This window comes from Nitrosopumilus piranensis (assembly GCF_000875775.1).
Taxonomy (GTDB): Archaea; Thermoproteota; Nitrososphaeria; order Nitrososphaerales; family Nitrosopumilaceae; genus Nitrosopumilus; species Nitrosopumilus piranensis.
Genome location: NZ_CP010868.1, coordinates 1,025,200 through 1,049,888, shown reverse-complemented (window position 1 = coordinate 1,049,888; position 24,689 = coordinate 1,025,200). Strand labels below are relative to the sequence as shown.

33 protein-coding genes are annotated in these 24,689 nt (G+C 33.6%); 13 read left to right on the top strand and 20 right to left on the bottom strand.

Going from position 1 to position 24,689, the window contains the following annotated elements; genetic code table 11:
* Positions 1-53: 53 nt before the first annotated feature.
* From NPIRD3C_RS06175 to NPIRD3C_RS06165, 3 genes are all read right to left on the bottom strand, one after another.
* The gene (locus tag NPIRD3C_RS06175) at positions 54-1,040 is read right to left on the bottom strand and encodes a hypothetical protein (protein WP_148703318.1); all 987 of its coding nucleotides are present in this window, start codon (positions 1,038-1,040) and stop codon (positions 54-56) included.
* A gap of 175 nt (positions 1,041-1,215) precedes the next feature.
* The gene (locus NPIRD3C_RS06170) at positions 1,216-2,052 is read right to left on the bottom strand and encodes a hypothetical protein (protein ID WP_148703317.1); all 837 of its coding nucleotides are present in this window, start codon (positions 2,050-2,052) and stop codon (positions 1,216-1,218) included.
* 44 nt (positions 2,053-2,096) lie between these two features.
* Positions 2,097-2,285, bottom strand: coding sequence for a hypothetical protein (locus NPIRD3C_RS06165; protein WP_148703316.1), 189 nt, complete (start codon positions 2,283-2,285; stop codon positions 2,097-2,099).
* 151 nt (positions 2,286-2,436) lie between these two features.
* On the opposite strand from NPIRD3C_RS06165, the gene NPIRD3C_RS06160 reads away from it, so the two are divergent.
* From NPIRD3C_RS06160 to trpA, 6 genes are read left to right on the top strand one after another with little or no spacing between them, the layout of a single operon-like run.
* The gene (locus tag NPIRD3C_RS06160; protein ID WP_148703315.1) at positions 2,437-3,786 is read left to right on the top strand and encodes an anthranilate synthase component I family protein; all 1,350 of its coding nucleotides are present in this window, start codon (positions 2,437-2,439) and stop codon (positions 3,784-3,786) included.
* The gene (locus tag NPIRD3C_RS06155) at positions 3,783-4,379 is read left to right on the top strand and encodes an anthranilate synthase component II (protein WP_148703314.1); all 597 of its coding nucleotides are present in this window, start codon (positions 3,783-3,785) and stop codon (positions 4,377-4,379) included. Before NPIRD3C_RS06160 ends, NPIRD3C_RS06155 begins: the two co-directional genes overlap by 4 nt.
* The gene (trpD, locus tag NPIRD3C_RS06150) at positions 4,376-5,422 is read left to right on the top strand and encodes an anthranilate phosphoribosyltransferase (protein WP_148703313.1); all 1,047 of its coding nucleotides are present in this window, start codon (positions 4,376-4,378) and stop codon (positions 5,420-5,422) included. The genes NPIRD3C_RS06155 and trpD overlap by 4 nt, the downstream gene beginning before the upstream one ends.
* A complete protein-coding gene (locus NPIRD3C_RS06145; RefSeq protein ID WP_148703312.1) occupies positions 5,415-6,191 on the top strand; it encodes an indole-3-glycerol phosphate synthase TrpC in 777 nt (258 codons plus the stop codon). The genes trpD and NPIRD3C_RS06145 overlap by 8 nt, the downstream gene beginning before the upstream one ends.
* Positions 6,188-7,375: a tryptophan synthase subunit beta gene (gene trpB / locus NPIRD3C_RS06140; RefSeq protein WP_148703311.1), complete on the top strand. Its 1,188-nt coding sequence runs from the start codon at positions 6,188-6,190 to the stop codon at positions 7,373-7,375. The genes NPIRD3C_RS06145 and trpB overlap by 4 nt, the downstream gene beginning before the upstream one ends.
* Positions 7,362-8,168 (top strand): tryptophan synthase subunit alpha, encoded by an 807-nt coding sequence (gene trpA, locus NPIRD3C_RS06135; RefSeq protein ID WP_148703310.1) that lies wholly within the window; start codon positions 7,362-7,364, stop codon positions 8,166-8,168. The genes trpB and trpA overlap by 14 nt, the downstream gene beginning before the upstream one ends.
* A gap of 191 nt (positions 8,169-8,359) precedes the next feature.
* Here trpA and NPIRD3C_RS11000 read toward each other — a convergent pair whose 3' ends face one another.
* Genes NPIRD3C_RS11000 through NPIRD3C_RS06120 form a run of 4 tightly spaced genes read right to left on the bottom strand, consistent with a single transcriptional unit; the run spans position 8,360 to position 10,301 of the window.
* Positions 8,360-8,482, bottom strand: coding sequence for a hypothetical protein (locus NPIRD3C_RS11000; RefSeq protein ID WP_255464688.1), 123 nt, complete (start codon positions 8,480-8,482; stop codon positions 8,360-8,362).
* A gap of 34 nt (positions 8,483-8,516) precedes the next feature.
* On the bottom strand, positions 8,517-9,203 hold the full coding sequence (locus NPIRD3C_RS06130; RefSeq protein ID WP_148703309.1) for a hypothetical protein: 687 nt from the start codon (positions 9,201-9,203) through the stop codon (positions 8,517-8,519).
* A 37-nt stretch (positions 9,204-9,240) separates the two neighbouring features.
* A complete protein-coding gene (locus NPIRD3C_RS06125; protein ID WP_237087620.1) occupies positions 9,241-9,405 on the bottom strand; it encodes a hypothetical protein in 165 nt (54 codons plus the stop codon).
* 53 nt (positions 9,406-9,458) lie between these two features.
* The gene (locus NPIRD3C_RS06120) at positions 9,459-10,301 is read right to left on the bottom strand and encodes a cupredoxin domain-containing protein (protein WP_148703307.1); all 843 of its coding nucleotides are present in this window, start codon (positions 10,299-10,301) and stop codon (positions 9,459-9,461) included.
* A 118-nt stretch (positions 10,302-10,419) separates the two neighbouring features.
* Between NPIRD3C_RS06120 and pyrG the strand changes: the two genes are divergently transcribed.
* Positions 10,420-11,982 (top strand): glutamine hydrolyzing CTP synthase, encoded by a 1,563-nt coding sequence (gene pyrG / locus NPIRD3C_RS06115; protein WP_342751997.1) that lies wholly within the window; start codon positions 10,420-10,422, stop codon positions 11,980-11,982.
* A gap of 4 nt (positions 11,983-11,986) precedes the next feature.
* Here pyrG and NPIRD3C_RS06110 read toward each other — a convergent pair whose 3' ends face one another.
* The 3 genes from NPIRD3C_RS06110 to NPIRD3C_RS10460 form a co-directional block, all read right to left on the bottom strand.
* The gene (locus tag NPIRD3C_RS06110; protein ID WP_148703305.1) at positions 11,987-12,985 is read right to left on the bottom strand and encodes an NAD(+)/NADH kinase; all 999 of its coding nucleotides are present in this window, start codon (positions 12,983-12,985) and stop codon (positions 11,987-11,989) included.
* Positions 12,986-13,024: 39 nt separating this feature from the next.
* Positions 13,025-13,894, bottom strand: coding sequence for a PfkB family carbohydrate kinase (locus NPIRD3C_RS06105; RefSeq protein WP_148703304.1), 870 nt, complete (start codon positions 13,892-13,894; stop codon positions 13,025-13,027).
* Positions 13,895-14,123: 229 nt separating this feature from the next.
* Positions 14,124-14,270, bottom strand: a complete 147-nt coding sequence (locus tag NPIRD3C_RS10460; protein WP_160272882.1) for a hypothetical protein — start codon at positions 14,268-14,270, stop codon at positions 14,124-14,126.
* Between the two features lie 33 nt (positions 14,271-14,303).
* On the opposite strand from NPIRD3C_RS10460, the gene NPIRD3C_RS06100 reads away from it, so the two are divergent.
* The gene (locus NPIRD3C_RS06100; RefSeq protein ID WP_012215306.1) at positions 14,304-14,591 is read left to right on the top strand and encodes a 30S ribosomal protein S26e; all 288 of its coding nucleotides are present in this window, start codon (positions 14,304-14,306) and stop codon (positions 14,589-14,591) included.
* Positions 14,592-14,593: 2 nt separating this feature from the next.
* On the opposite strand, the gene NPIRD3C_RS06095 is transcribed toward NPIRD3C_RS06100, so the two are convergent.
* The 4 genes from NPIRD3C_RS06095 to NPIRD3C_RS06080 form a co-directional block, all read right to left on the bottom strand.
* Positions 14,594-15,166: a CDP-alcohol phosphatidyltransferase family protein gene (locus NPIRD3C_RS06095; protein WP_148703303.1), complete on the bottom strand. Its 573-nt coding sequence runs from the start codon at positions 15,164-15,166 to the stop codon at positions 14,594-14,596.
* A 78-nt stretch (positions 15,167-15,244) separates the two neighbouring features.
* Positions 15,245-16,120 (bottom strand): agmatinase, encoded by an 876-nt coding sequence (gene speB, locus NPIRD3C_RS06090; protein WP_148703302.1) that lies wholly within the window; start codon positions 16,118-16,120, stop codon positions 15,245-15,247.
* 3 nt (positions 16,121-16,123) lie between these two features.
* A complete protein-coding gene (locus tag NPIRD3C_RS06085) occupies positions 16,124-17,989 on the bottom strand; it encodes a threonine--tRNA ligase (RefSeq protein WP_148703301.1) in 1,866 nt (621 codons plus the stop codon).
* A 57-nt stretch (positions 17,990-18,046) separates the two neighbouring features.
* Positions 18,047-18,382, bottom strand: a complete 336-nt coding sequence (locus tag NPIRD3C_RS06080; RefSeq protein WP_148703300.1) for a hypothetical protein — start codon at positions 18,380-18,382, stop codon at positions 18,047-18,049.
* A gap of 87 nt (positions 18,383-18,469) precedes the next feature.
* Here NPIRD3C_RS06080 and NPIRD3C_RS06075 point away from each other — a divergent pair, with 87 nt between their 5' ends.
* Entirely contained in the window at positions 18,470-19,561 is a 1,092-nt protein-coding gene (locus NPIRD3C_RS06075) for a homospermidine biosynthesis protein (RefSeq protein WP_148703299.1), read from the top strand.
* Here NPIRD3C_RS06075 and NPIRD3C_RS06070 read toward each other — a convergent pair.
* Complete coding sequence (locus tag NPIRD3C_RS06070) at positions 19,558-19,770, bottom strand: hypothetical protein (RefSeq protein ID WP_148703298.1); 213 nt, start codon at positions 19,768-19,770, stop codon at positions 19,558-19,560. The two genes, NPIRD3C_RS06075 and NPIRD3C_RS06070, sit on opposite strands and share 4 nt — an antisense overlap.
* A gap of 101 nt (positions 19,771-19,871) precedes the next feature.
* On the opposite strand from NPIRD3C_RS06070, the gene NPIRD3C_RS06065 reads away from it, so the two are divergent.
* Positions 19,872-20,183 (top strand): MarR family transcriptional regulator, encoded by a 312-nt coding sequence (locus NPIRD3C_RS06065; protein ID WP_148703297.1) that lies wholly within the window; start codon positions 19,872-19,874, stop codon positions 20,181-20,183.
* Here NPIRD3C_RS06065 and NPIRD3C_RS06060 read toward each other — a convergent pair.
* Positions 20,165-20,515 carry a cyclophilin-like fold protein gene (locus tag NPIRD3C_RS06060; protein ID WP_148704156.1) on the bottom strand — a complete coding sequence of 117 codons (351 nt, stop codon included), beginning with the start codon at positions 20,513-20,515 and terminating at the stop codon, positions 20,165-20,167. The genes NPIRD3C_RS06065 and NPIRD3C_RS06060 overlap by 19 nt on opposite strands.
* An 88-nt stretch (positions 20,516-20,603) precedes the next feature.
* Here NPIRD3C_RS06060 and NPIRD3C_RS06055 point away from each other — a divergent pair, with 88 nt between their 5' ends.
* Together NPIRD3C_RS06055 and NPIRD3C_RS06050 are read left to right on the top strand one after the other, a co-directional pair.
* A complete protein-coding gene (locus tag NPIRD3C_RS06055) occupies positions 20,604-21,113 on the top strand; it encodes a DNA-directed RNA polymerase subunit K (RefSeq protein ID WP_148703296.1) in 510 nt (169 codons plus the stop codon).
* A 51-nt stretch (positions 21,114-21,164) separates the two neighbouring features.
* Positions 21,165-21,479 carry an AlbA family DNA/RNA-binding protein gene (locus tag NPIRD3C_RS06050; protein ID WP_148703295.1) on the top strand — a complete coding sequence of 105 codons (315 nt, stop codon included), beginning with the start codon at positions 21,165-21,167 and terminating at the stop codon, positions 21,477-21,479.
* Here NPIRD3C_RS06050 and NPIRD3C_RS06045 read toward each other — a convergent pair.
* Entirely contained in the window at positions 21,476-21,892 is a 417-nt protein-coding gene (locus NPIRD3C_RS06045) for a transcriptional regulator (protein ID WP_148703294.1), read from the bottom strand. The two genes, NPIRD3C_RS06050 and NPIRD3C_RS06045, sit on opposite strands and share 4 nt — an antisense overlap.
* Before the next feature lie 109 nt (positions 21,893-22,001).
* On the opposite strand from NPIRD3C_RS06045, the gene NPIRD3C_RS06040 reads away from it, so the two are divergent.
* A complete protein-coding gene (locus tag NPIRD3C_RS06040; RefSeq protein WP_148703293.1) occupies positions 22,002-22,946 on the top strand; it encodes an asparagine synthase C-terminal domain-containing protein in 945 nt (314 codons plus the stop codon).
* Between the two features lie 2 nt (positions 22,947-22,948).
* Here the strand turns inward: NPIRD3C_RS06040 and NPIRD3C_RS06035 are convergent, their stop codons facing one another.
* The 3 genes from NPIRD3C_RS06035 to NPIRD3C_RS06025 form a co-directional block, all read right to left on the bottom strand.
* The gene (locus NPIRD3C_RS06035) at positions 22,949-23,086 is read right to left on the bottom strand and encodes a YHS domain-containing protein (RefSeq protein ID WP_014963322.1); all 138 of its coding nucleotides are present in this window, start codon (positions 23,084-23,086) and stop codon (positions 22,949-22,951) included.
* Positions 23,087-23,132: 46 nt separating this feature from the next.
* The gene (locus NPIRD3C_RS06030) at positions 23,133-23,498 is read right to left on the bottom strand and encodes a DUF6659 family protein (RefSeq protein ID WP_148703292.1); all 366 of its coding nucleotides are present in this window, start codon (positions 23,496-23,498) and stop codon (positions 23,133-23,135) included.
* 71 nt (positions 23,499-23,569) lie between these two features.
* Positions 23,570-24,670 carry an aldo/keto reductase gene (locus tag NPIRD3C_RS06025; protein WP_148703291.1) on the bottom strand — a complete coding sequence of 367 codons (1,101 nt, stop codon included), beginning with the start codon at positions 24,668-24,670 and terminating at the stop codon, positions 23,570-23,572.
* Between the last annotated feature and the right edge of the window lie 19 nt (positions 24,671-24,689).

Genomic DNA, 24,689 nt, shown 5'->3' with positions numbered 1-24,689 from the left:
ATCATAATCAGTCCCATTATAACAATTTCCAACAATTACCAAAAGTCTAGTTTTCATTTTCTTCTCTTATAAATAATAAAAACTAAAGATATCACTCCAAACACTACAAGCGGGACAACAATATACAAAATATCATTTATGTCAAAAGTGTTGAGAGGTTTGCACAAATCAGGCAGTATTGCAGTTGAATTTTCTGCATTGCACATTTTCTCCAAACTGTCTCTGTGCACATCCAGTTCTCCTGTTGTCTTGTCAATTAGTTTCTGATTATATACAAAAAAGCAATTTTCAAAGTGTTGACTGTTTAGTATGCTTATAATGGCTTTATGTTCTGGGCTTTCAATTACCACAAGACCTGTCTGCGGGTTTGTAGATAATGTTGCATCAGTTGTGATGGTGTAATCATGACTGGTATCCCTTAGTTTGTTAAAGACATACACGTTATCTGCAAATAGATTCTCTACTTGTTTCAAATCTTCTTCAAAGTTACAAGAATAGTCATATTCTGTTTTATCGTTTATGAGATTATTTAACAAGACATTACCTCTGTTGATTTTAGTATAAAGATTCATTTTTGATTCAAGTTGATTCATCTCAAAGATTGAAACTACATCGTACAATCCATTCACATTGTTCCCTGTGGATTTGCCTGCAACATAGTCATCTAGAAATTTCAGAATGTCGTTTGTTGCAATATAGTTGCCAACACAGAGATCTCTGAAATAATGATCTTCCATTTTGTCTGCAAACAATATGTATTCTTCACCTTCTCGGTAATAGTCATCCCAGCTCAAATCAGCCTTTACTGTGAATTGGTTCTGAGACTCTCCCTTGTAGACATTAATTGTCTCAAAAACCAAAGTAGTCTCCTTTGTTGCCAATGGAGGAGTCGTCTTTTCAACTAGTTTTCCGTGTAATAACAAGTCATGTCTTTTGAATGCTTCATCAAAGGGAGGAATGGCACAAGACAATGCAAAAGATTGAGCAGGTAAAACAAAAACAATACTCAAAACAATAAGCAAGATTACAACATATCTCATACTGTACGAAAATCAATCCCAGTCATTGAAAAATGCTTCTGATGTTTTGTATCGTAATCTAACTGCATCCAAAACCTGACTTGTCAACCATATTACCAGACATATTTTCTCGTACAAAAAATATGTGCTCAAATAAAAACTTTCTAAAAATACCTTGAAAAAGCATCTAAAATGTTTATGATACGCTGAATAATGTTTCAGAAATAATTCTAGGGGGAACAGATGCTTTTTGATACATTAATTGACGTTCATTTTCTGTAAACATGTGCAGTAATGACAAGTTTTTTGAAACTTGGTAAAATCCATCCAAAAATCCTCTCTGTAAGCATGCAACAAGTTCTTTTTTATCTTTCCCTTCGATAAACTTTGAGATATTTCTCTGTGTTTTAATCAAGATATTAGAAGTACCTATTTGATGTCTTCTATTAGGTTCAAGTGGTCCTTCTTCATTATCAACTGAATGAAGAACTTGATTATCAATATCGAAGATGAAATTTTCCTCTTTTCTATCGTTTACACCTAACAGGTAATTAAAAGCAGCCCATCTCCCATAATCATAACAAAAATTATCAAGATTTTTGATATTACCTATACATAAATTTGTAAAATTTTTACATGAATTGTAATTTCCAAAATCAATCATCAATGTATCCAAAGAATAAAATTCTCTAATTTTCCTAACATCAAAATTGGGCCAAACATGCTTTATTTTTAATCCATTAATTTTCATAATTTTATAGTAAGGAAAATCTAATTTCTTTTTGGCATCAGCAACTATCAATTCTTGTCGGATCCAGCGATCATTATCCCAACATCTTTTGAAAGCAATGCATTTTTTTTGATTAATTATGGCTAATAGCATGTGCATTGGACCACAGCGACAGGGTTGATCTAACATCTTGAATTCTATATTATCTTCCATAGGATCAAGAAATACACCCATAAAATTTGAAACAAGATTGTAAAAATCAACATGATCTTGAAAAATCATCAAAGAATGTTGAATGACCATATTGAAATCAGAACGTATTAGTAAATAATCTCGTTTATGGTCAATTACTGTAATGAATAATGAACATCACAAAACAGAACAGTTCCGTTTGGCAATGTTTTTGCAGTAATAGAATGACCATCTTCTAATCCCTTACCACAAACATAGCACTCAACTTTACTTACCGATGTCTGAACATTTTGTTTTTTGAGAATTTGCATGTCGTGCATAATTGCTCGATTTACCCCCTGCATGGTAACTATACTACGATCAACTAGCCTATAAAGGTACCGTACTATACGGTAATTTAGTTAAGCCTGGGAGATGAGTCAATTTAGACAAAAATTGTTTCATCAAAGCCTACTTTACAATTTAAATAATAAACCACTAGAATTTTGTCTATGGGTGGACACCTTTGGAAAGACTCAGGCAAAAGTAGTACCCCTAGATTTATCTGAAAACCAATTTCAAATTTATAATAAAATTTCAAGAAATTATTCTCATTCATTTCTCTTTGAATCACTAACAGGTCCAGAGGTTTTGGCTGAAACTTCGGTAATGGGTTTTGATCCTAAAATAATTCTAAAAGGCTATTCAGATAAAGTTGAAGTCATACAAAATGATAAAACCAGCACAATTCAAACTAGAAATCCATTTGAAGAGTTGAAAAAACTTCTTGGAAAATCAGAGGATCAGAGCTATAGATATCTTGGAGGAGCAGTAGGAGTTGTAAATTATGATGCAATTAGAATGGTCGAAGACATTCCAGATAGTCACAATTCGCCACAACCGTTAATGGAGTTTGGAGTATATGATGATGGGCTATTATATGATAATGTACACAAAAAACTATTTTATTTTTATCACGATGAGAATCGATTTGATAAATTAGTAATGAGTGATGATAAGTTTGGTGAATTTCATTCAAGTGATGTTAAACCAAACATGAATGAATCAAAATTTTCTGAAATTGTAAACAAAGCAAAAAAATACATTCATGATGGAGATATTTTTCAAGTAGTATTATCACGTAAATTCGCATTTGATACAGACGGAGATAATCTTACACTTTACAAAACATTAAGAAAACTAAATCCATCACCATACATGTACCATCTAAAGCAAGATAAAAAAACAATAATCGGAGCTTCACCTGAAATGTTAGTTAGAATTACAGAGGACAAAGTAGAAACATTTCCAATTGCAGGAACTAGAAAAATTACATCTGATGAAGAGAAGAATAAACAGTTAGCTGATGAATTAATTCATGATGAAAAAGAGTTGGCAGAACACACCATGCTTGTGGATTTGGGAAGAAATGATATTGGAAGAGTATGCAAATACGGAACAGTTCATCCAGAGTCATTAATGGAGATAAAACGGTTCAGTCATGTTCAGCATATTGTTAGCCATGTGGTAGGCAATTTAGCACCTGAAAATGACATGTTTGATGCTTTTCAGGCAGTGTTTCCAGCAGGAACAGTATCAGGTGCGCCCAAAGTCAGGGCTATGGAGATCATAGACGAGCTTGAGACTGAAGCTAGAGGACCTTATGCAGGGGCAGTAGGATATTTCTCATATAATGGATGCTGTGATTTCGCAATTGCCATTAGAAGCATATTCATCGAAGACGGAAAAGGATTTGTCCAGTCAGGGGCAGGAATTGTTTCAGATTCGATTCCAGAAAATGAGTTCAAAGAAACAGAACACAAAGCTGGAGCGATGCTGCAAGCACTAAAGGAGGCATCATCATGAAATTTTTAATCATAGATAATTATGATTCATTTGTATACAATATTGCACAATATCTAGGAGAATTAGGAGTAGACTGTGATGTAATTAGAAATGATAAGATTACTCTAAATGAGATTCAAGAAAAAAGATATGATGCAATAATTATTTCACCAGGTCCAGGAACACCTGAAGACAAAAAATATTTTGGAGTGTGCAGTGATGTGATCAAAGAAATGGGTTCAAGTACACCCATACTCGGAGTGTGTCTTGGACACCAAGGAATAATTGATGCATTTGGAGGAAAGGTAACTAATGCAGGATGTGTAAGACATGGAAAAACAAGTCCCGTCAAACATATAGATTCAAAATTATTCAGAGATGTAAAAAATCCATTTAAAGCAACAAGATATCATAGTTTAGTTGGAGACAAGACAGTTATTCCAGATATTCTAAAAGTTACTGCAACTGCATCAGATGACGGCGAAGTTATGGCAATAGAACACAAAAACTATCTGATTCAAGGAGTACAATTTCATCCAGAATCAATAATGACAGAAGATGGAAAGAAGATTCTTTTGAATTTCATTAATCAAGTAAAGGAGAAAAAGAAATGATTTCAAGACTAATTTCAAAAATACAAGAAAAAATAGATCTAACATACGAGGAAATGAATCAAGTTATGACAGACATTCTTTCTGGCAAGACAACTGATATGGAGAATGCAGATTTTCTCTCAAATCTGGCAGATAAGGGTGAGACAGATGATGAGTTGCTAGGAATGCTTGATAAAATACAAGAGTTTTCACTCAAAATTGAGCCTAAAAACACTGGAACCATTATTGACATGTGTGGGACAGGTGGAGACAAACTTCAGACATTTAACATATCAACTACAGCGTCATTTGTTGTGGCAGCAGCTGGAGGAATTGTTGCCAAACATGGAAATCGCTCAAGTTCAGGGATTTCAGGAAGCGCAGATATTTTTGAATACTTTGGTTACGACCTAAACTTAGAGCCAATACAGATTGCAGAAATTTTAGAAAAACACAATATCTGCTTTATGTTTGCACAGAAATTTCACCCTGCAATGAAACATGTTTCTGCAGCAAGAAAACAATTGGGAAAAAGAACAGCATTTAATTTACTTGGACCACTCTCAAATCCTGCAGGGGTAAAAAACCAACTAGTTGGTGTGTTTTCAGCAGAATATTTGGACAGATTGCCACTGATACTAAAGAGAAAAGGTGCTCAAAACATTATGACGGTTCGCTCAGATGATGGAATGGATGAGTTTTCCACAAGTTCAATAAACAGAGTATGTGTTTTAAGAGATGACAAAGTTTTGATGAATGCAATTGATCCTGAAGTTGTAGGATTACACAAATCATCATTAAAAGACATTCAAATTAAGACAAAAGAAGATGCAGTAAAATCATTTGTTCATGTTTTAAACAATACTGCAAACCAAGCAATGATTGAAACGACAGTTCTTAATGCAGCTGGTGGATTAATTGTTGCAAACATCTCAAATAATTTTGAAGAGGCAGTAGAGTTAGCATCAAACACAATTAAAGATGGCAAAGCTATGTCATTATTAGAGAAATTTATTCAAGACACAGGAGACATTTCAAGGTTAAAGGAGATAACAGATGGCTGAAAACATTCTTCGAAAACTAGTCAATAATTCACAAATGGCAATTGATGATGGTGTGTACGAAATTGAAGCTAACTTAGAAAAATCAACCAAAGATTTCATTCAAATTATTAAGACAAGTGGCCATGCACCACTACTCACAGAAATAAAATTTGCATCCCCATCGTTGGGCAAAATACGTACACTAACTGACCCAGCAAGTGTTGCATCCCAGATGATAGCAGGAGGCTCAAAAGCACTATCAGTCCTAACACAGCCACATCTGTTTCATGGCTCACCAGAATATTTTATGAAGGTAAGGCATGCAGTAGACGTCCCAATGCTGATGAAAGATATCATGATAGACAAAGTACAGATAGATGCAGCAAAAAGAATTGGTGCAGATTTTATGTTAGTAATTCAATCATTGTTTGATAAAAATTACCTAAAAGATATTGATGATTTTATTGCATATGGACACAAGCAAGGATTGCAGATTCTCCTAGAAGTACATACAAAAGAGGAGTTTGAAAATGCACTAAAGACTGAAGCTGATTTGATTGGAATCAATAACAGAAATCTTGACACGTTAGAGATCAATCTTAAAACGACTGAAACAATTTTGTCAGGAACAGAAAAGACAAGACTGATACTTTCTGAAAGTGGTATTGAAACACCTGAAGACATTCAATATCTAAAAAAGTGCGGCGCAGATGCATTTCTAATAGGTTCAAGTATAATGAAAAGTGACAACATTGAAGAGCAGGTAAGAAATTTGGTGAATGCATATTGAAATATCCAAAAAATGGTAAATTTGGCGAATTTGGTGGAAAGTACATTCCAGAAACACTAGTTCCAGCAATAGAAGAATTAGAAGAAAACTATCTGAAATTCAAAAATGATAAAAATTTCAAAAAAGAATTAGACTATTATCTCAAAGTCTATGCAGGGCGTCCAACACCACTATACTATGCAAAAAACTTATCAGAAAAATTAGGAGGGGCAAAAATCTATCTAAAAAGAGAAGACCTGTTGCATGGCGGAGCTCATAAAATAAACAACACACTTGGGCAAGCACTTCTTGCAAAAAAAATGAAGAAGAAGAGAATCATTGCAGAAACAGGTGCAGGACAACACGGGGTTGCAACTGCCATGGCATGTGCAGCACTGGGAATGAAAGCCGAAGTGTACATGGGATACAAAGACACCATTAGGCAAAAGCTAAATGTATTTAGAATGAATTTACTTGGTTCAAAGGTTCATCCAGTCAAATCAGGCTCAAAAACACTCAAAGATGCAATTAATGAAGCAATTAGGGATTGGATCACAAATGTTGAGACTACATATTATTTACTTGGGTCAGCAGTAGGGCCTCATCCATATCCTGTAATGGTCAGAGACTTTCAAAGTGTGATTGGTAATGAGATAAAATCACAGATGAAAAAACTAAACAAAACACCAGATAGTGTAATTGCATGTGTTGGCGGAGGATCAAATGCCATTGGTACATTTTATCCGCTAGTAGACTCTAATGCAGAAATCATTGGAGTAGAAGCTGCAGGTCACGGTTTAAAATCAAAAAAACATTCTGCCACACTATCAGCTGGAAGCAAAGGTGTTCTTCATGGAATGATGACATATTTACTTCAAGATAAAGAAGGACAAATTACAGAGACACACAGTATTTCAGCTGGTCTTGACTATCCAGGAGTAGGGCCTGAGCATTCTTATTTCAAAGACAATAAACGTGTAAAATACCACTCAGCTACAGACACAGAAGTAATTGAAGCATTTTTGATGCTAACTAGAACAGAGGGAATCATTCCAGCTTTAGAATCAGCTCATGCAATTGCCGAAGCAATCAAAGTTGCAAAAAAGAGTAAAAAATCTGAATCAATTGTAGTGACACTTTCTGGAAGAGGTGACAAAGACGTAGAAGAAGTACAAAACTATTTGAGTAAAAATGTCAAAGATTAGTGAAAAATTTGCAGAGTTGCAAGAAAAAAATCAAAAAGCTCTGATTTCATACATTATGGCAGGATTTCCAAATGAGAAATCAACCATATCAGTTGTAAGAGGTTTAGTAAAAGGAGGGGTAGACATTATAGAACTAGGATTTCCTTTCTCAGATCCTCTGGCAGATGGTCCTGTTATTCAAAATGCGAGCACAATTTCACTTAAAAAAGGCACAAAAATAGACAAATTTTTTGCGCTAGTAAAAAAAATCAGAAAAGAGACAGATATTCCACTAGTACTGATGACATATACCAATATTCTATATCATAAGGGATATCAAAAATTCATCAAAGATGCAAAAAATGCAGGAATTGATGGATTCATTCTTCCAGACATGTCAGTTGAAGAATCAAAAGAATATCTCCAAGCTGCAAAAAATATTGCGGACACTATTTTTCTAATATCTCCTAACACCAGTAAAACTAGAATTCAAAAAATCGCAAAAGCATCATCAGGCTTCTTGTATCTTGTTGCAATTTATGGAATCACCGGAGTTAAAACAGGAATTAAAAATTATACCATAAAGGCAATCAAGAATGTAAAGAAACAAACCGATGGAAAGATTCCAATTGGAGTAGGATTTGGAGTGTCAACCCCAGATGACGTAAAAAAATACATCAAGGCAGGAGCAGATGGAGTAATTGTAGGAAGTGCTTTTTTGAAATTAATTGAGAAAACTCCTCAAAGTAAATTAGAATCAAAAATAGAATCGTTTACTAAATCTCTCAAAAAACAGACATTGCAGAAAAAATAAGAACCGTCTAAGTTAGGTGGCCAAGTTTACAAACTGGCATAGAGGGGAAACTCAATTTCAGTTATGACCACCTACTAGATGTTCTCAGTGTATAATAGTAAAAGAAAAATAAAAAATTCACCTTATCAAAAACTAATACATGTTCAAAAATCAAGATTTTTTTTTACAATTGTATGATTTTGAAGATTAAGTTATTTTTCATCAGATTCGTCTGGCTCATTTGCCTTGTCTCTTACTTTTTTCATAACACAGAATTTTGCAAGAGTCTTCATAAATCCCATAACACCAAATGAGCATTCAAGTAACTTAAGCATATTGATAGAACATAGTCAAAAACTTAATCAAAAACTAGTGTGAGATTTGACCTAGTTTTTTATCCAAAGAATCAACCTGGCTAACCAATTTTTTTACAATATCACTAATTTCCTCTGCTTTAGGCTCTTTTGGCTTATATGTGGTATCTGCCCAATCAAGCATTGCACAAAATATGGTTCGTACCTGCAAGGAATTATCATATAGTTCATCTAGTGTAATCTGTTTTTTCTTTGTTTCATCATTTGGATAGATTATCAAATATCCATCATTTTGAATCAGATATTGTTGGTATGCAACAGCATCTGCAAAATCAACTAAAAACAAACCTCTAATTGCATTTTTTAATTTTGGGTTGTATTGCATCTTGTTGCAAGTTTTTTTAAGAATTTGATTTAATGTAGTGTTTTCATCAAACCCACCTTTGAGTTTGGTAGGATCAATTATTATTTTTAGAAATTTTTCAAATACTTTTAGATGTGAATTAATATATGACATCATCGAATAAATTGCAAAAAGTATTACATCATCACGCTTTTCAAAATTATCTAATTTTTTAATAATCTCAGAAAATGAATGAGAAAATCCTTTTTCAAAACCAATAAAATTTAGAAAAAACTTTTCGTCATGGTATTGACGATTAAAATGGTATAATCCATTTTTTTCAATGTCATTTAGAATTACTATAATTGCCTTGTAGTTTGAATCAACATTATTTGTCATAAAATGTTTGGATTTTGTACAAACTTAAGTTTTTGAACTACATCAAGTGCTCATTTTTTAATTTCTGCTTGTTTCGATAAACGATCAGATGATAGTTAATAATTTGTTTTAATTTCTCTTCAACTGTCAAGTTATCCTCAGTTGCAACACTTAGAAATCCAAAATAGTCTTGGTCATTTAGTTTAAGGTGAATCTCTCTCACCAGATAATTTAGAGGAATTGAGCCTAAAAGAGGAGGTTATTGTAAAAATCAGTTTATTTTAGAGCAATCAAACTGGTTCTTTTTGAAAAGATTACAATTGTAATGATTGAAATTGTAAGAATTAGGAAAGATAGTCCTCCAAATTCAGGAATTACATAAGACCCCATAATTTTGATTTCTCGGGAATTAGATTCAAGTGGAATGATTAATTGAATAACATCTCCATCGCTTAAGCTTGAATCAGATTGAAACTCAGTCATTTTTCCATCAACCCATACAGATGTGGGATTTTCAATAAGGTCATTAGGCAGAGTCAACACAATTTGTTCATTATTTGTGTTGCCAGAAATTGTAAATGTGATGGCTTTTTCATCAGGATCAACATGTACAGCATCTGCCAAATAGACATCTAAAAAGTATTTTACTTCAAAACCTAATCCATCTTCACTAAAACCGGAGGCAACCCGATCAATTGATTTGACACTTCCAGGATTATTAATCACATGAACCACACCGTTCATCCAAGGATGAATGGTACAATAATAGTAAAAATCACCAAGTTCATTAAATTCTTGGGTAAATGACTTTCCAGGGGAGAAAAATCCACTATCAAACAAACCGTCTTCTTCAAAATCACCAACTTCAATACTTGAGGCAGAGACAGAAGTTACAGTATGAAATGCAGTATCAGCGTTTGACCAAGTTACAGAGTCTCCTGGAAAAACAGTGATTTCACCAGTGGTTATGCCTGTGTTTTGTTGAGACCAAAAGTAAGGGAAATTCTCATCAGATGCGCCTGAAGGGATTTTTATTTCGTAATTTTCAGCAAAAGCAATCCCCGTAAATCCCATCACCAATATTGCAAGCAAGGGTAAAACAGTTAGTGCAGATTTCATGAATGTATAATGTGATTAACAGTATTTCAACCACACCATTGATCGACAAAACATACAAAAACCAGATATTCGTTTCATTAATGTGCAGACGAAGTTTATTTTTGTCACAGGTGGTGTGATGTCTGGCCTTGGAAAAGGCGTAACAACTTCCTCAATTGCAAAATTATTACAGCTAGCAGATCAAAAGGTCTCTTGCATTAAGATAGATCCATACCTGAATTATGATGCAGGGACTATGAATCCAGTAGCGCATGGAGAGGTGTTTGTGACAGATGATGGAGGGGAGTGTGATATGGATATTGGAAACTATGAGAGATTCCTAAACCAGAATATTCCAAAAAGTCACAACATTACGACTGCCCAAGTCTATTCCTCAGTAATAGAGGCAGAAAGAAAAGGAGAATATTTAGGAGCATGTGTTCAGATCATTCCCCACATAACAGATGAAATCAAAAATAGAATTAAGAGAATTGCCGAAGATGAAAAACTAGATTTCTTAATTGTAGAGTGTGGCGGGACAGTAGGAGATATTGAATCATTGCCATTTCTAGAAGCATTAAGACAAATGAGAGTGGAGGAAGGTCCTCAAGGAGTAATCTTTGTTCATGTAACATTAGCACCATCACTTGATGTAGTAGGAGAACAAAAAACAAAACCAACACAACATAGTGCACAGGAGTTAAGAAGAATTGGTATTCAACCAGACTTTTTGGCAGTAAGATGTACTTTGCCATTAGAGGAAAAAACAAAAAAGAAAATTGCAATGTTTACTAATGTAACTGCAAAAGATGTTCTATCATGTCATGATGCAAAATCAATCTTTGAAGTACCACAAATGCTCTATGATCAAGGAATTATGGATGCAATATTTACAAAATTTGGAATTGTTGGAATGGTCAATGCGTCAGCTAATTGGGACAAGTGGAATAAAATTGCACAAAATATGGTAAATCATGAAGACCAAAAAGTAAAGATTGCAATGGTGGGAAAATACGTTACATTACCAGATAGTTATGTAAGCGTAAATCATGCACTAAAGCATGCAGGAGCACAACTAGGAAAATCAGTGGATATAGATTGGATTGACTCAGAATCAATTACGGATTATTCTATATTATCAAACTATGATGGAATTTTAGTGCCAGGAGGGTTTGGAACTAGAGGTTCTGAAGGAATTATAGAAACTGCAAATTATGCACGTGAAAAAAATATACCATATCTTGGAATTTGTTTTGGATTTCAATTGGCTGCAATAGCATTTGGAAGAAGTGTTCTAAAATTAGAAGATGCAAACTCTACAGAAATTAAATCTGACACAAAAAATCCAATTGTCGATTTACTTCCAGAGCAAAAAGAGATTTCAGACATGGGAGGATCACTGAGATTAGGAGCTAATGATGTAATAATCAAAGAAAAAACAAATGCTCAGAAAATATACGGTAAAGCAACAATTAGTAAACGTCATAGACATAGATATGAAATCAACAAGGATTACATTTCAGAATTTGAGAAAAACGGATTGATATTTTCAGCAGATAGCGACAATGGTAAAAGAATGGAGATATTAGAGATTCCCAATCACAAATTCTACTTTGGAGTGCAATTTCACCCAGAGTTTAACAGCAGACCAGGATTTCCAGAAGAAGCATTTGCAGCTTTTATCAAAGCAGCATCTGAATAATCAATTACTCTATCTTAGAGATCTCATAGATTTTCTGTCTTGCATCACGAATTGATACCTTCTTTTTGACATATCCTTTTTTGAGTAAATGACTCAATGCTAACCTTACAGTCCTATCTGGAAGTAATGTCTTGTTGGCCAAGTCTTTTTGAGTCAATGCCCCCTCATACTCTAAAGTTTTCAATAATAATTTTGAGCTAGGAGGCATGCTAAGTAGTTCTTCTGCTAAATGGACTTTTTTTGCAAGAGCCGAAATTGCAGTAGAGTCTTTTTTGAGACGGATTATTTTTGCAGGAGGAAAGAATTGAGTACACTCCACAGTTTTGTTAACTTTGTATCTGTCTAAACCATCAAGTACAACTTCACAGTGCAGTCTTGCAGAAATATCATCAATTTCTATCGAACTGTCATTAGATACTATGATAGGTCGTCTTGTGACATCAAGGGAATTTACTGAAATAATTTCAAACACTGAAGAATCTTGAAACAGAACCGGTCCTCCAGCAGACATGGAATAAGCTGAAGAACCAATAGGAGTTGATACTATTATTCCATCACTGTTATCGTGCCAAACTTCTTCCCCATTAACACGCAAAGTATGTTCCATCAACATTGCGCTTCTAGAGGAAAATACTGCAACATCATTGAGAACTGGATAAACATTTTTTCCATCAATTTTAACTCCAAGTCGTGGAACTTCTTCTACAGTATACTTTTGTTTTTTTAAGACATTAACATAAGATGAAAATTCCTTAAGATCAATTTGTGCTAAAAATCCACTTGTTTCACCCTCGCTGATTCCTAAAATAGGCAATGTTGAATCAAATGTTCTATGAAAGTAATTTCTAACGCCCTTGTCACCACCTAAAACAATAACACAGTCAGCTTGTTTGTTCTTGGATTTTGATATTGTAAATGATTTGATTCCAGCATCATCTAGTATTTTCTTTACAGTTTTAGCAGAATTACTAGTAGTACCAGAGCCATAGATTCCTATTTGCACAGACTAAAGATTTGATTGACTTTAATAAAAGAATAATGTCTACAAGTCACGAAATTTTACTAAATTGTAAAAATAAGAAGCATTATTTTGAATTGTTCCTTTACGAGGGATTTTTTGTAATCCAATATTTTTAGAATCAAGTGCAGCCTGTGCGGCTCCACCAGCAAAGCATAATGCCCACAAAAAGTCCTTTTCTTTTAACATAGTACAACAAAACGCAGAACAAAAAATATCCCCTATTCCAGTAGTGTCATGAATTTCTTTGTTAGGTAAAGTAATAGAATATACTTTGTCTTTGACCAACATTGATACTTGTGTTTTATTTGTAAGTATGATATACTCTGCACCTTTTTTCTGTAGTGCAACCATCATCTCATCATGAGTCCCGTTAACGAGTTGTTGTGCCTCTTCAGGATTGACTTTGATTGCATCAACTCCTGTTAAATCAATATTATTTTTCTGTAAGAAAATATTGTTTTGAGAATCCTTTTCTCTAAGAAACCCTTGAGGATCAACAAATAAGAAATTTGAATCATCTTTAATTTTTTTTAATGTATCATCAGAGATTTCATGAAAAATAGGACTAACAAGATGACCATCCGCATCAATACTAGAATATTCAATCGGATCACATTCATTTTCAAGTTTTAAAGTTCTATCAGCACCAGTAATTGAAATTGCAAATTTTGTGGTTTTGTTTGCAGAATCAGGATTTACAAAATTAATTTTTTGTTCAGAAAGATATTGTTTTGGAAAGTCATTACCAAATTTTGTAAACAAATCTACATCAAATTTAAATTCTCTTGCAGTAAGCCCACAATAACATGCAGAACCACCAATTTGTTCATAATTTGAGTCATCAATCGTAATTGTGTCAATTGCACAGTGAGCAAATATAGCTAATTTCATTTCTCTTTGTCAAATAATAAGAGATTTAGTTTTTTGCATTATTTTTATCAAAACACTCTTTACACAAAATATTGCCTTTTAGCAGAAAAAGCTCAACACCAGATGTAAAACAACCATGACACAAACCCCGCATAATTTATCAATAAAAATTACTAGTTATCACATTAAAACATGAACCATATTTTGCAAAATTTTAGGGAAAATATTCCATTTTTTGATAGGATGTTGGCTAATGTTGCAGAACTGTTTTCATATGGAATTGGCCATCATGCCATTCTACAATATTTTTACTAATTCCAAACCCTAAACCAGGATCACATCCAAGAAATAATCGTGATTCTTGTAAGCCATACTCAAAAAATGATCGTATCTCCATCAAGAATATAAAGAGGCAAATCAGCTTACGTGCATGCCACTTAAACGTGCAAGTAGAGGCCGTACAAAAGGAGGAAAAGGATCTTCAGGTGTTGTACAATGTACAAACTGTGGACAAACAGTTCCAAAAGACAAGGCAAAGAAAGTTACATCCAGATTAAATTTGGTCGAACATACATTAGCTAAAGAACTACGTGCGCAAGGAGCATACATTGCATCACCTACAGTTCTAAAATGGTATTGTATTTCATGTGCAATTCACTTTAAAATTCTAAAAATTAGATCTGCAGACAATAGAAGAAAACGCGGAAAATTACGATAGTATTATTCTTTAATGTTTTTTGCAGTAACAACCATTCTTTGAATTAGTGTAATTGCAGCAATTATTACTACAATGATTAATGCAATCTCCATATATCCAATAATCCCAATTATTGCAATTACAAGTAATCTTTCTGCACGCTCACCAATTCCAACACCTTGGAGTTTGACATTTATTGCATCTGACTTTGCTCTAGCATAGCTTACCAACAGAGACAGAGTAATTGCAAGTAATACCAAATATGGTTCAGCATATCCTCCAATTAAGATTCCCAAAAATATTGCAGTCTCTGCAATTTTATCAAACATCGAATCAAGATACGAGCCCTTTTGTGAAGTTTTTCCAGTAACTCTTGCTACTTGGCCATCCACCATATCAAAGAATCCAGATACAAGTAACAAAAATCCACCAATAATTAATCCAAATTCCATTCCAAGTCCATAAACTATTGCAGAAAGTAACGCAATACCCAATCCTACAGCAGTCCAAAAGTTTGGAGACAATCCTGTTGCAGCAAATCCTTTACCAATTTTCTCAAGTGTAGGCTTGAGGGAATCTCTTAGATTATTTAACACGTGATAATCCCAACAGTACTATCTAATAAAGTGAACAGAAATAAAATCAAGGCAAATCAGAGTCAATTTTTTTAAAATCTATGAATTCTGAGATAGATTAATTGCAATAAGTGTAGACATTATCTTTGCTGCAAGAGAAGCTGTAGCACCATTATCATGATAGGGATTTAATTCAACAATATCAACACCAGTTACTTTGGTATTCTGGAAGGAGTAAATCATATCAAACAATTCTCGAGTAGTTATTCCAACTGCTTCTGGATTACCAACACCAGGTGCAAATGCAGGATCAAGTACATCAAGATCAAAACTAGAATAAACATCATCAAAAGTTGAGACAAATTCCTTTAGTAGTTGAGGGCCTTTTCCATCACGAATTTCTTTATCAGAGATAGTCTTGATTTTATGTTCAGTTAGAAATTCTAATTCTTCTCTGACAAATGCACGTGCCCCAACATGCAAAATGTTTTCACCACCTCTTTCTTCAACAATTCGTCTAAGATATGATGCATGGCTCAGTTTAATGTCTGCAAACTCATCTCTCAAGTCATAATGTGCATCAAATACAACATAACCAGTTTCTTTAGGAAAACTAGTGTAAGTACCATAAGTAATAGAATGTTCTCCACCCAAAATAAACAACTGTCTTTTTTTTGCAACAAGTTCAGAGGTAATTTTCTTTACCATCTCAATCATTTCAGAGGCTACAACTGTATGACGTGCATTACCCAAATCCTCAATGTTTACAGTCTCTAAATCTACAGAAAGTTCAGGATGAAAAATTTCAATATTGTTAAATGAATCCCTTATTGCATCAGGTCCAAATCTGCAACCAGGTTTGTAAGAATGTGTAGAATCAAATGGGATTCCAAATACAGTTGCTACTGGTTCAGAGTCATCATCTGAAGCAGTTATCATAGGATTTTTGTTCATGTATAAATCAAGAAAACTCATAATCTACACCATTAGTTGAGGTCTCTTTGAAAGATGCATGGCCTGATTTAGCCCAGTAAAGGGCTTTCCTGAAGTTTGTTCATTAATTTCATTCATAAAATCACCAAAAGATACCTCTCGGACATTTCCTGTTTGTCGGTCACGAATACTAAGATTTTCAGAACCTGCCTCCTTTTCCCCTATTACCAAAATATATTGAATCCATTCTTTTTCTGCTTCACGAATTCTTTTCCCTATACTTTCATTTCTATCATCAATATCAACACGTACATTTTGAGCAGATATTTTTTCACATAAATTTTCACAAAACTCATAAAATTCTTCTTTAAGAGGTATGATCCTCACTTGAGTAGGTGCAAGCCACAATGGAAATTGAGGCTTCTTACCTTTTTTTGAATCAGCAGCAGCTTTTTCCAATAATGCATAAATTATTCTTTCAATTGCACCGCTTGGAGAGTTATGTAAAATAATTGGATGTTGTGCAGTGTTGTTCTCATCAACAAATTCTATGCCATATCTGCTACCATTTTCAACATCTATTTGATCAGTAGATAGAGCAGAAGCTTTGCCTAAATTATCTATAAAGTTAAATTCCCATTTTAAAACAAAATAGAAAAATTTCTCTTTCCACATCTCAACTAAAACAGGCCTACCATGTTTTTTGACTAATTCTTCAATGGCAGATTTATTTTCATTGTAAAAGTCTTCGGTAAATCTTATTGCCATATCATAATCGGATTCATCAATTCCTAATTCCTTTAGAACATTTTGTGATAAATCAAATCTTACTTTGATCTCATCTATTGCCTGAGGAATATCTTTGCAGAATGCATGACAATCAGGCATTGTAAATGCACGTAATCTCCTTAATCCGACCAATTCGCCTGATTGTTCGCGTCTAAAGCTATATCTGGTAAGTTCATAGAGTTTGTAAGGTAAATTTTTGTAAGACATTTGGAATTGGTTAGCCATCAAAAACTGTCCAAAACATGCTGCAAATCTCAAAAAGAGTTTTTTGCCTTCTGAATCAATATTATATTGTCGCGCAGGGAATCGATTAAAGTAACTAACCATACTTGGATGCTCTGAATCATACATAATTGGAGTTTCAACCTCATAACCTCCATACTCTTTTACTCTGTCAGTAACATGTCTCTCAATTAGGGATTTAATCAAACGTCCATTTGGAAAAAACCGCATATTTCCCGAATCAGAAGCAGGTTCATAATCTGCAATCGCTAGTTTTTTCATCAATGCAACATGTGGAGGAGGTTCGTCAACTTGGCGTTGTTTAGCAGACTCGTATTTTGCCAAGACCTCTAATTTTTTATGATTTGAAAAATCAAAATCTCCAATGTTTACCATTGTTCCATCAGGAGACATTATTTTCCAAAAAGACCGAATAGTAGATTCGCCTTTTAGAGCATCAGAAGTAATCTCTTCATCCTTAGAATCTGCAGAATCCTTTGTAACAACTTTGGAACTCTCAGATAAAGGATGTCCCTTTACTTGTATCTTGTATGATTTTGTCCAGCCAAATGGAGAATGAGAAACCTCAAGTTCAGATGCACCTTCTTCCATTTCTTTTAACAAAGATATTGCAACAGAAGGTTTTGCAAGATTTGAGCTAAGATGAGCATATGGATACAATAATAATTTCTTGCAACCAATTTTCTCCATAGAATTTTTTATCTGAGATATGGCATCTTTTGCAACAGATGAGTCATCACCATCTTCAATTGCAACAAATGCAACTACAATTTCATCTAATTTTTGAGTTTGAGGATTTTCAATGTCTTCAGCTGATTTGATCTCCTTTTTTGTAGGAGTGTATTCTATACTATCACAATGTAATTGCAATATTCGCATAATTTCAAACAGAAAAGACAATTGAAATAAGTGTTTGCTGAGAAGTTTACAATTTTTTTAGGAGGTTTTACCACGTAATGAAATTACTGAGCGTAAAATTAGCCCAGAAATACCCAGATTTGATGTAAGAAATTCTGATGCCCTTGTTAAAGAATCATCTCCTCTATACCCTTCATCATAAATCATCTCCACACTACCTTTGTCAGTTTCTACAAAAGAGGTTATCAGAGAATAATCTCCTAAATTTTCATCAGTTTTTTCAAGATATAGACGCAGTTCTACTTTTAAAATTTTAAACTCATCTTGCACAAAATTCCCTAATGAAAATAAAACCTTAGTTTTATCAGGAATTCTATTTACTCTTTGAGGATCATGTAAATCAACAATATCCATCAAGACTAATTTTAGTTCATTCCTAATTAAGTAATATTTTGATTATGTTACGTAAGTATTATTTAGAGTGGAGATAGTTTTTTGGTTGTGGATCCACACAAATTTCATGGCAAAGATATTCCTCACATTAAACTAGATCCAAAAATGACCATTGAAGACTTGGTCAATGTTTTTGCAAGTTCTGGATTTAATGGAAGACAACTTGGCGAAGCAGCAAAACTTTATGCAAAAATGATCAAAGAAAATGCAACAATATGTCTCACTGTTTCAGGAGCAATGACACCAGTTGGATTTGGTGGAATTATTAAAACACTAATTGAAAGAGGGTTCATAGATTGGATAGTTACTACAGGTGCAAATGTATATCATGAAGATCATTTTGCATGGGGCTTACCAGTAAAACAAGGCAGTTTTGATGTAGATGATATGAAATTGTATGAAAATGAAATTGTTAGGATTAGAGATGTTTACATCAAGTTCTATGAGACATTAGAAACAGAAGATCAAATTATTCAAAAAATGTTTGAAGACAAATTTATTGACAAGCCATTTACCACAGCTGAATTTTGTAACTTAATGGGTAAAATAAGCAAAGAAAAATCAAAGTATCCTGAAAAAAGTTTCATTACAACAGCATATGATTATGATGTCCCAGTATACATTTCAACAATGAAAGACTCGTCCCTTGCCCTAAATCTTGCAGTGCACAGACTAGAAAACAAGACATACAGTCTAGATTTTGTTAGAGAGATAATAGAGCAGGCAGCAATTTTGTATGATTCAAAAAAATCGGGAATTTTAGAATTAGGAGGAGGAGTTCCAAAAAACACAGCTCAGCAAACAGGTCCGTTACTAGACCAAATTTTAAGAAGAAACGATGGAGGGCAAGATTACGTCATACAAATAACAGATGCAAGACCAGATACTGGAGGACTATCGGGTGCAACATTACAAGAAGGAAAAAGCTGGGGCAAAGTACAAGATGCACACCACGGAATGATTACAGTTTATGCAGATGCTACAATTGCATTTCCAATTCTTGCATTATATGTTCTAAGTAATCAAAAAACAAGAAAACCAAAGAGGTTATACAAAAAATTAGATAAACTCTATGAAAAGTTAAGCAAAGATTATTTCAAAAATCCTGTAAAGAAGAAAAGAGTAAAAAAGAAAAACTAAAACCTGTCGTATCTTGCCCGTTCAAGTTCTCGGTCATCTTTAGATTCCTTTTTGTATTCTTTGTAATGTTCTTTGCAGAGAACTGTTTTTTTGCCTGCAGAATTTACCCGTAAACCGGCATTTTCAACTTTGGTAGTATTTAGTGAACGTGCACCATCTTTGTCACATCCATCAACATTACATTTTGCACCTTTTGATACTACACCCATACAATTTCATAACTAGGATGTTATTTATATTTGAAAATTCTAAAAAAGAAAATTAATTCACAGGTTCATCGTTTATAAGAGGATTATTTTTTTCTCAAGATATGGGTGGAGCAAAAAAACCAACTGCAGCAAAGAAAGATACATCATCCAATACTAAAGACTCTAAAAAAAGTAAGAAAGACAAGGGTGAAGGAGGTCCAAAGAAAGCAGAGATCACAGTAATGGTTAATGAGCAACAAGCAATGAAGATCATCCAAAATGCCAAAGTAATTACTGTTCAAGATATGGCAAGACAGACAGGAGTAAAAATTTCGGCAGCAAACAAATTCCTAAAAGAATCAGCAGAAAAAGGAATTGTGAAAAAAGTTGGCGGTTACTCAGGACATCACTTGTATCAAGCAGTTTCTTCATAGATACACAATACATCACCAGATTTAACATCCTTTAATGCATCAATATTTTCAGATAATTTTCCAATAGGAGTCATTGTTTTGCCAGATACAACATCATTGGTAAAAAAACAAAAACTTCCCGATGAAGGTAAAAATGCAACATCACCCTTTTTGAATTCTGATCTTGCACGCTCAATACCAGAATCAACTGAAGTTTCAAAGTAAACAATGTTTTTTCCTAGAAGATGGGCATGTCCCTCTAATGGTAAAGATCTCATAATAGTTCCAACAGTTCTAGGAGACAAATGCCGTTTTAGATCACATGAAATTTTTGCCTTACCCTTAATTTCCAAAATTAGTTGTTTTCTAGATACAGATGCAGTACTCAATTCGTAGTTTAAAATGATTAGATTATATAACGTTTTAAGAAAAAATCGGTACTTGTCTGATGCCAATAAAACTAAAGTCGTAGAAGTCGCCGAAGATGAAATTCCTGCAACCGATGAAATCGCAGAAACTGAAGTTGAAACCAATGCAGGACTAAACAAAGCACTTGATACTTATCGAAAATTAATTGAGAAAAAAGTTGATGCAGAACCATTAACTGAAAAAGAACAAGATGACCTAGAAAAAAGAATCAAAGAAATTGAAACTAGAGAAGTTGTTGAAAATATTGAAGAACATGAACCAGCTGAAATTCCTTGTGAAAAAGGAAAAATCACTATAGGACCACCAACATTAACTAGATTTGAGAAGGCAAGAATCATGGGCGCTAGAGCATTGCAGTTGTCTTTAGGAGCACCACCATTTATCCCAATTCCAAAAACTGCAAGAATCTCATTGGATATTTCAATGGAAGAATTAGAACAAAGAGTAATACCAATTACAATTAGAAGAGTTCTTCCAAATGGGGATTACCAAAATATTCCAATCGACTATTTTGAGAAATGAATCATTGGTCGATAAAACTTAAAAGAAGACAAAATTGCTGATTGTTGAATAATGCTCATGGAAGAGACAAGTGAACCGTATGGTCAAGAGCAGACCAAAAAGTCTGATGAAGCCATAATACATATTGGAAATGACCCAGTAATGCAATCTGCAGTTGATGTGTTATCGACTCTTGGAAATAAGAAAAAAGTAATAATCAGGTCAAAAGGAAATTCAATTCCAAACGCCGTAGCAGTTGCAAACATCATCACAGAAAAAATGTTAAAGGATAATTCTAAAGTTGAAAAAATAAAATTAGATACAGAGAATGCAGCAGGTATTGGTAGAATGACATCAACTATAGAAATAATTTTAATTAAAAATTAGTAAACACTGCCAGGGCCTTTTAGAAGCATGTTTTCACATTCTTTACAAACTTGCTCATCAATGTCAGATTCCAAGTTATGGTGTATTTCACAAATCAACAAGCTTGATTTGATATAATTGCACAATCCAATAAATTTGGACAAGCTAGATGGGGTGTATGCCATATCAGATGAAAGATTGTCACTAAGTTCATTAATCATGTCTAAAACTTGTTTCTCTGCTAAGAGTTTTGCAATCAAAGATGGGTCACCTCGTGTGCCACGAATGTAATTACTGACTGCAGCTTGTGTGACACCAAGCATTTTAGAAATTTCGTCTTCCCTAATGTTGTGATCTTCTGCAAGTTTTTTTGCTAAAATTGCACGTAATGCAGGAATTAGAGTTTTAGATTCAATCTCAGCAGGAAGTAGCATTAATTCTCAAGAATTCTATAAAGAATTTAAAGTTTGCAATTATAATATTGGATATTCTACTCATTAAATTAGGCATAGCTATTTTAATTTCAAAATAATTTGTTTTGCATTGAATAAGACTTCTAAGGAACTTTATGATGTTTTAGAAAAATCTTGTAATTTGTGCAAATCTAATTTAATTTCGTTATCTGGTGGATTGGATAGCTCAATCATTGCATATTTTCTAAAAGACAGAAAACCAAAAACATTAGCAATAATTGCAGAAGACTTTGTTTCAACAGATCTCACATATTGCCAATTAGTTTCAAAAGAGATGAATCTACCTTTAACAATTTACAATGTAAAGACAGCAGAAATTTTAGATGCAGTTGAGCAGACAATAAAAATTTTGAAAAATTTCAACGACATTGAGATCAGGAATAATGTTGTGATGTATCTTGCCATAAAATGGGCAAAAAATAACGGGGCAAAATCAATCATCACAGGAGATGGTGCAGATGAACTATTTGCAGGATACAATTTTCTTGTTCACAAATCTGAAGATGAGTTGGAATCAGAAATTAATAGAGTGTGTTCAATTATGCATTTCCCAACACAAGAAATTGGAAAGGCACTAGGAATAGAGGTAGAGTCACCATTTCTAAATGAAAAAGTCATTAATCTGGCCAAAAAAATTCCTGCAAATATGAAGGTAAAAGCAGAGAATAAAAAGAAACATGGAAAGTGGATATTACGTAAAACTTTTGAAAATTATCTTCCTGAACAAATTGTTTGGAGAGAAAAATCCCCCATGCAAGAAGGATCAGGAACATCTGGTCTGACAGATTTATTTGAATCAATCATAGAGGAAGAAAAATATGTTGAAAAAAAATTAACTGTGGAAAAAGAAGATGACGTAATAATTAGAAGTAGAGAGTCAATGCATTATTATGAAATTTTCAAGAAATTGTATGGCTTGCCTATAAGCAAAAACGCAAAAACTACATGCCCATATTGTAAACACAAAGTTGAGAATTCAAAATTCTGTAGGATGTGCGGGGCTTTCCCCATATGAGATTATTTGTATTTACGAGGTTTTTTGATGAATATTCTTCTACAGCCATTGCAGCAAAAATAGAATTTTTTTCCATCATGTTCATGAAGTAAAGCTAATTCTTCATCAAGTTCAATTCCACAAACAGGATCTACTGGCACAAGGTTTTCTTCTGTAAATTCTATTTATAGATTGACTAAAGATCGTTTAAGAATTAACAATTTCAAGGATTTTTTTTGGTAGTGCACAATAATCAGAATCGGGTTCAGACACCACATACAAAATATCTTCATTAAGAAGAACACTAATTGCTATTGCTCGCTCACGAGAAGCCATTGCAAAATTGACTACTCCGAGTTGTTTATCAAATTCTTTTCTCATTTTAACACGTAATGCAAGTTCCATGAATATCATTTCGTCGTCTTTTTCACTTTCTAGAGGTTCAACATTTGGTTTCATACCACCTGCAACTAATCTTCCTCTATCATTAATTACACCAGCAAATCGTATTTTAGGATCAATTAACAGTACAGAATCACAAATTTTTGAATAATCATAAATTTTGGCAGACATGCATCACTATTCAAAAATGCCATTTATTATATTTTTATAAAATTTTTCAGTAAAATTATGAGAAGGTTATCTTAAGAAGTAAGTTTTTTGACAAGATTAAGAAATTCATCTTCTCCTAAAGGAGGAATTTGCATAATTTCAAGATTTTCAGAAACATGCTCAGAGGACTTTTGTCCAATCAAAGGAGCCAAAACCCCAGGAGAAGAACGAATAAACTGCAATGCTCTCAGAGATGGCTTAAGGTCACTGAATTCAGGCATCGCTCCAGATGCAAGTAATCTTCCTTGCATGAATGGAACACTTGTAAAAACTCCAATATTCAATCTAGTTGCAGATTCTAAAGCAGAGATATTTTTTTCTCCAATCATTTGATTTTTTCCAAGAAGTGCTTGATCATAATACATGTTATAAGGTAATTGAATAAAACGGAAGCCATGATTTTCTCCACCTACCTTTTGAGCCATGTTTACAGTGTCTTCTAAGGAAAGATATTGCGGGTCATCATTTGAAACTCTAAAGCATTCCCATGTGGCCATTCCATAAAATTTAATTTTTCCTTCACTACGTTTTTGTTCATATAATTCAAAGACAGCCTGAAGATTTTGTAGGAATTGCTCTTTTGAAACATCCTTAATTTGGCCTTCCACTGCATTATGAAGATACATTAAATCAACACATTCCAAGTCAAGATTTTTTAGACTGCGATCCAATTGATCTGAAAGATATCTAGGAGTCATACAATGATATCCAGAGGTAATATCACCTTCTTTGACAACACCTTTTTTAGTATATTCTTCTTTTACATATTCCCAAAATCCAAGTTGAACATCAGCATCATTTGTGACATAGCCATTTTTAGTTGATACAAATATTTGATCACGTGAAATTTTATTTTCTTGAATTAATTCCGAAATTGCTTTTCCAACAGAGCGTTCTGCCTTTTGAGAGCGGTAATTAATAGCGGTATCAACTACATTAACACCAGACAAGATAGACTGCTTTACTGCATTAGTTACTAACTCATCAGTTTTTGAATCAGGATCACCAAGATATGTTCCAATACCAACGTTTGAGAGGACAAGATGCTGGAATTCTTTAAAATTTTCTTGATTTACACCTGAATTTTGGGCAAATTTTTTGGTTCCTTCAGGAGTGGCACATCCAGAAATCATGTATGGTCTTAATTTTAAC

What these genes read in the sequence shown, in the direction of transcription:
- NPIRD3C_RS06175 (WP_148703318.1), bottom strand. Translation starts at nt 1,040, where the DNA reads ATGAGATATGTTGTAATCTTGCTTATTGTTTTGAGTATTGTTTTTGTT.
- NPIRD3C_RS06170 (WP_148703317.1), bottom strand. Translation starts at nt 2,052, where the DNA reads ATGGTCATTCAACATTCTTTGATGATTTTTCAAGATCATGTTGATTTT.
- NPIRD3C_RS06165 (WP_148703316.1), bottom strand. Translation starts at nt 2,285, where the DNA reads ATGCAGGGGGTAAATCGAGCAATTATGCACGACATGCAAATTCTCAAA.
- NPIRD3C_RS06155 (WP_148703314.1), top strand. Translation starts at nt 3,783, where the DNA reads ATGAAATTTTTAATCATAGATAATTATGATTCATTTGTATACAATATT.
- trpD (WP_148703313.1), top strand. Translation starts at nt 4,376, where the DNA reads ATGATTTCAAGACTAATTTCAAAAATACAAGAAAAAATAGATCTAACA.
- NPIRD3C_RS06145 (WP_148703312.1), top strand. Translation starts at nt 5,415, where the DNA reads ATGGCTGAAAACATTCTTCGAAAACTAGTCAATAATTCACAAATGGCA.
- trpA (WP_148703310.1), top strand. Translation starts at nt 7,362, where the DNA reads ATGTCAAAGATTAGTGAAAAATTTGCAGAGTTGCAAGAAAAAAATCAA.
- NPIRD3C_RS11000 (WP_255464688.1), bottom strand. Translation starts at nt 8,482, where the DNA reads ATGCTTAAGTTACTTGAATGCTCATTTGGTGTTATGGGATTTATGAAG.
- NPIRD3C_RS06130 (WP_148703309.1), bottom strand. Translation starts at nt 9,203, where the DNA reads ATGACAAATAATGTTGATTCAAACTACAAGGCAATTATAGTAATTCTA.
- NPIRD3C_RS06120 (WP_148703307.1), bottom strand. Translation starts at nt 10,301, where the DNA reads ATGAAATCTGCACTAACTGTTTTACCCTTGCTTGCAATATTGGTGATG.
- pyrG (WP_342751997.1), top strand. Translation starts at nt 10,420, where the DNA reads ATGTCTGGCCTTGGAAAAGGCGTAACAACTTCCTCAATTGCAAAATTA.
- NPIRD3C_RS06105 (WP_148703304.1), bottom strand. Translation starts at nt 13,894, where the DNA reads ATGAAATTAGCTATATTTGCTCACTGTGCAATTGACACAATTACGATT.
- NPIRD3C_RS10460 (WP_160272882.1), bottom strand. Translation starts at nt 14,270, where the DNA reads ATGGAGATACGATCATTTTTTGAGTATGGCTTACAAGAATCACGATTA.
- NPIRD3C_RS06100 (WP_012215306.1), top strand. Translation starts at nt 14,304, where the DNA reads ATGCCACTTAAACGTGCAAGTAGAGGCCGTACAAAAGGAGGAAAAGGA.
- speB (WP_148703302.1), bottom strand. Translation starts at nt 16,120, where the DNA reads ATGAGTTTTCTTGATTTATACATGAACAAAAATCCTATGATAACTGCT.
- NPIRD3C_RS06085 (WP_148703301.1), bottom strand. Translation starts at nt 17,989, where the DNA reads ATGCGAATATTGCAATTACATTGTGATAGTATAGAATACACTCCTACA.
- NPIRD3C_RS06080 (WP_148703300.1), bottom strand. Translation starts at nt 18,382, where the DNA reads ATGGATATTGTTGATTTACATGATCCTCAAAGAGTAAATAGAATTCCT.
- NPIRD3C_RS06070 (WP_148703298.1), bottom strand. Translation starts at nt 19,770, where the DNA reads ATGGGTGTAGTATCAAAAGGTGCAAAATGTAATGTTGATGGATGTGAC.
- NPIRD3C_RS06065 (WP_148703297.1), top strand. Translation starts at nt 19,872, where the DNA reads ATGGGTGGAGCAAAAAAACCAACTGCAGCAAAGAAAGATACATCATCC.
- NPIRD3C_RS06050 (WP_148703295.1), top strand. Translation starts at nt 21,165, where the DNA reads ATGCTCATGGAAGAGACAAGTGAACCGTATGGTCAAGAGCAGACCAAA.
- NPIRD3C_RS06045 (WP_148703294.1), bottom strand. Translation starts at nt 21,892, where the DNA reads ATGCTACTTCCTGCTGAGATTGAATCTAAAACTCTAATTCCTGCATTA.
- NPIRD3C_RS06030 (WP_148703292.1), bottom strand. Translation starts at nt 23,498, where the DNA reads ATGTCTGCCAAAATTTATGATTATTCAAAAATTTGTGATTCTGTACTG.
- NPIRD3C_RS06025 (WP_148703291.1), bottom strand. Translation starts at nt 24,670, where the DNA reads ATGATTTCTGGATGTGCCACTCCTGAAGGAACCAAAAAATTTGCCCAA.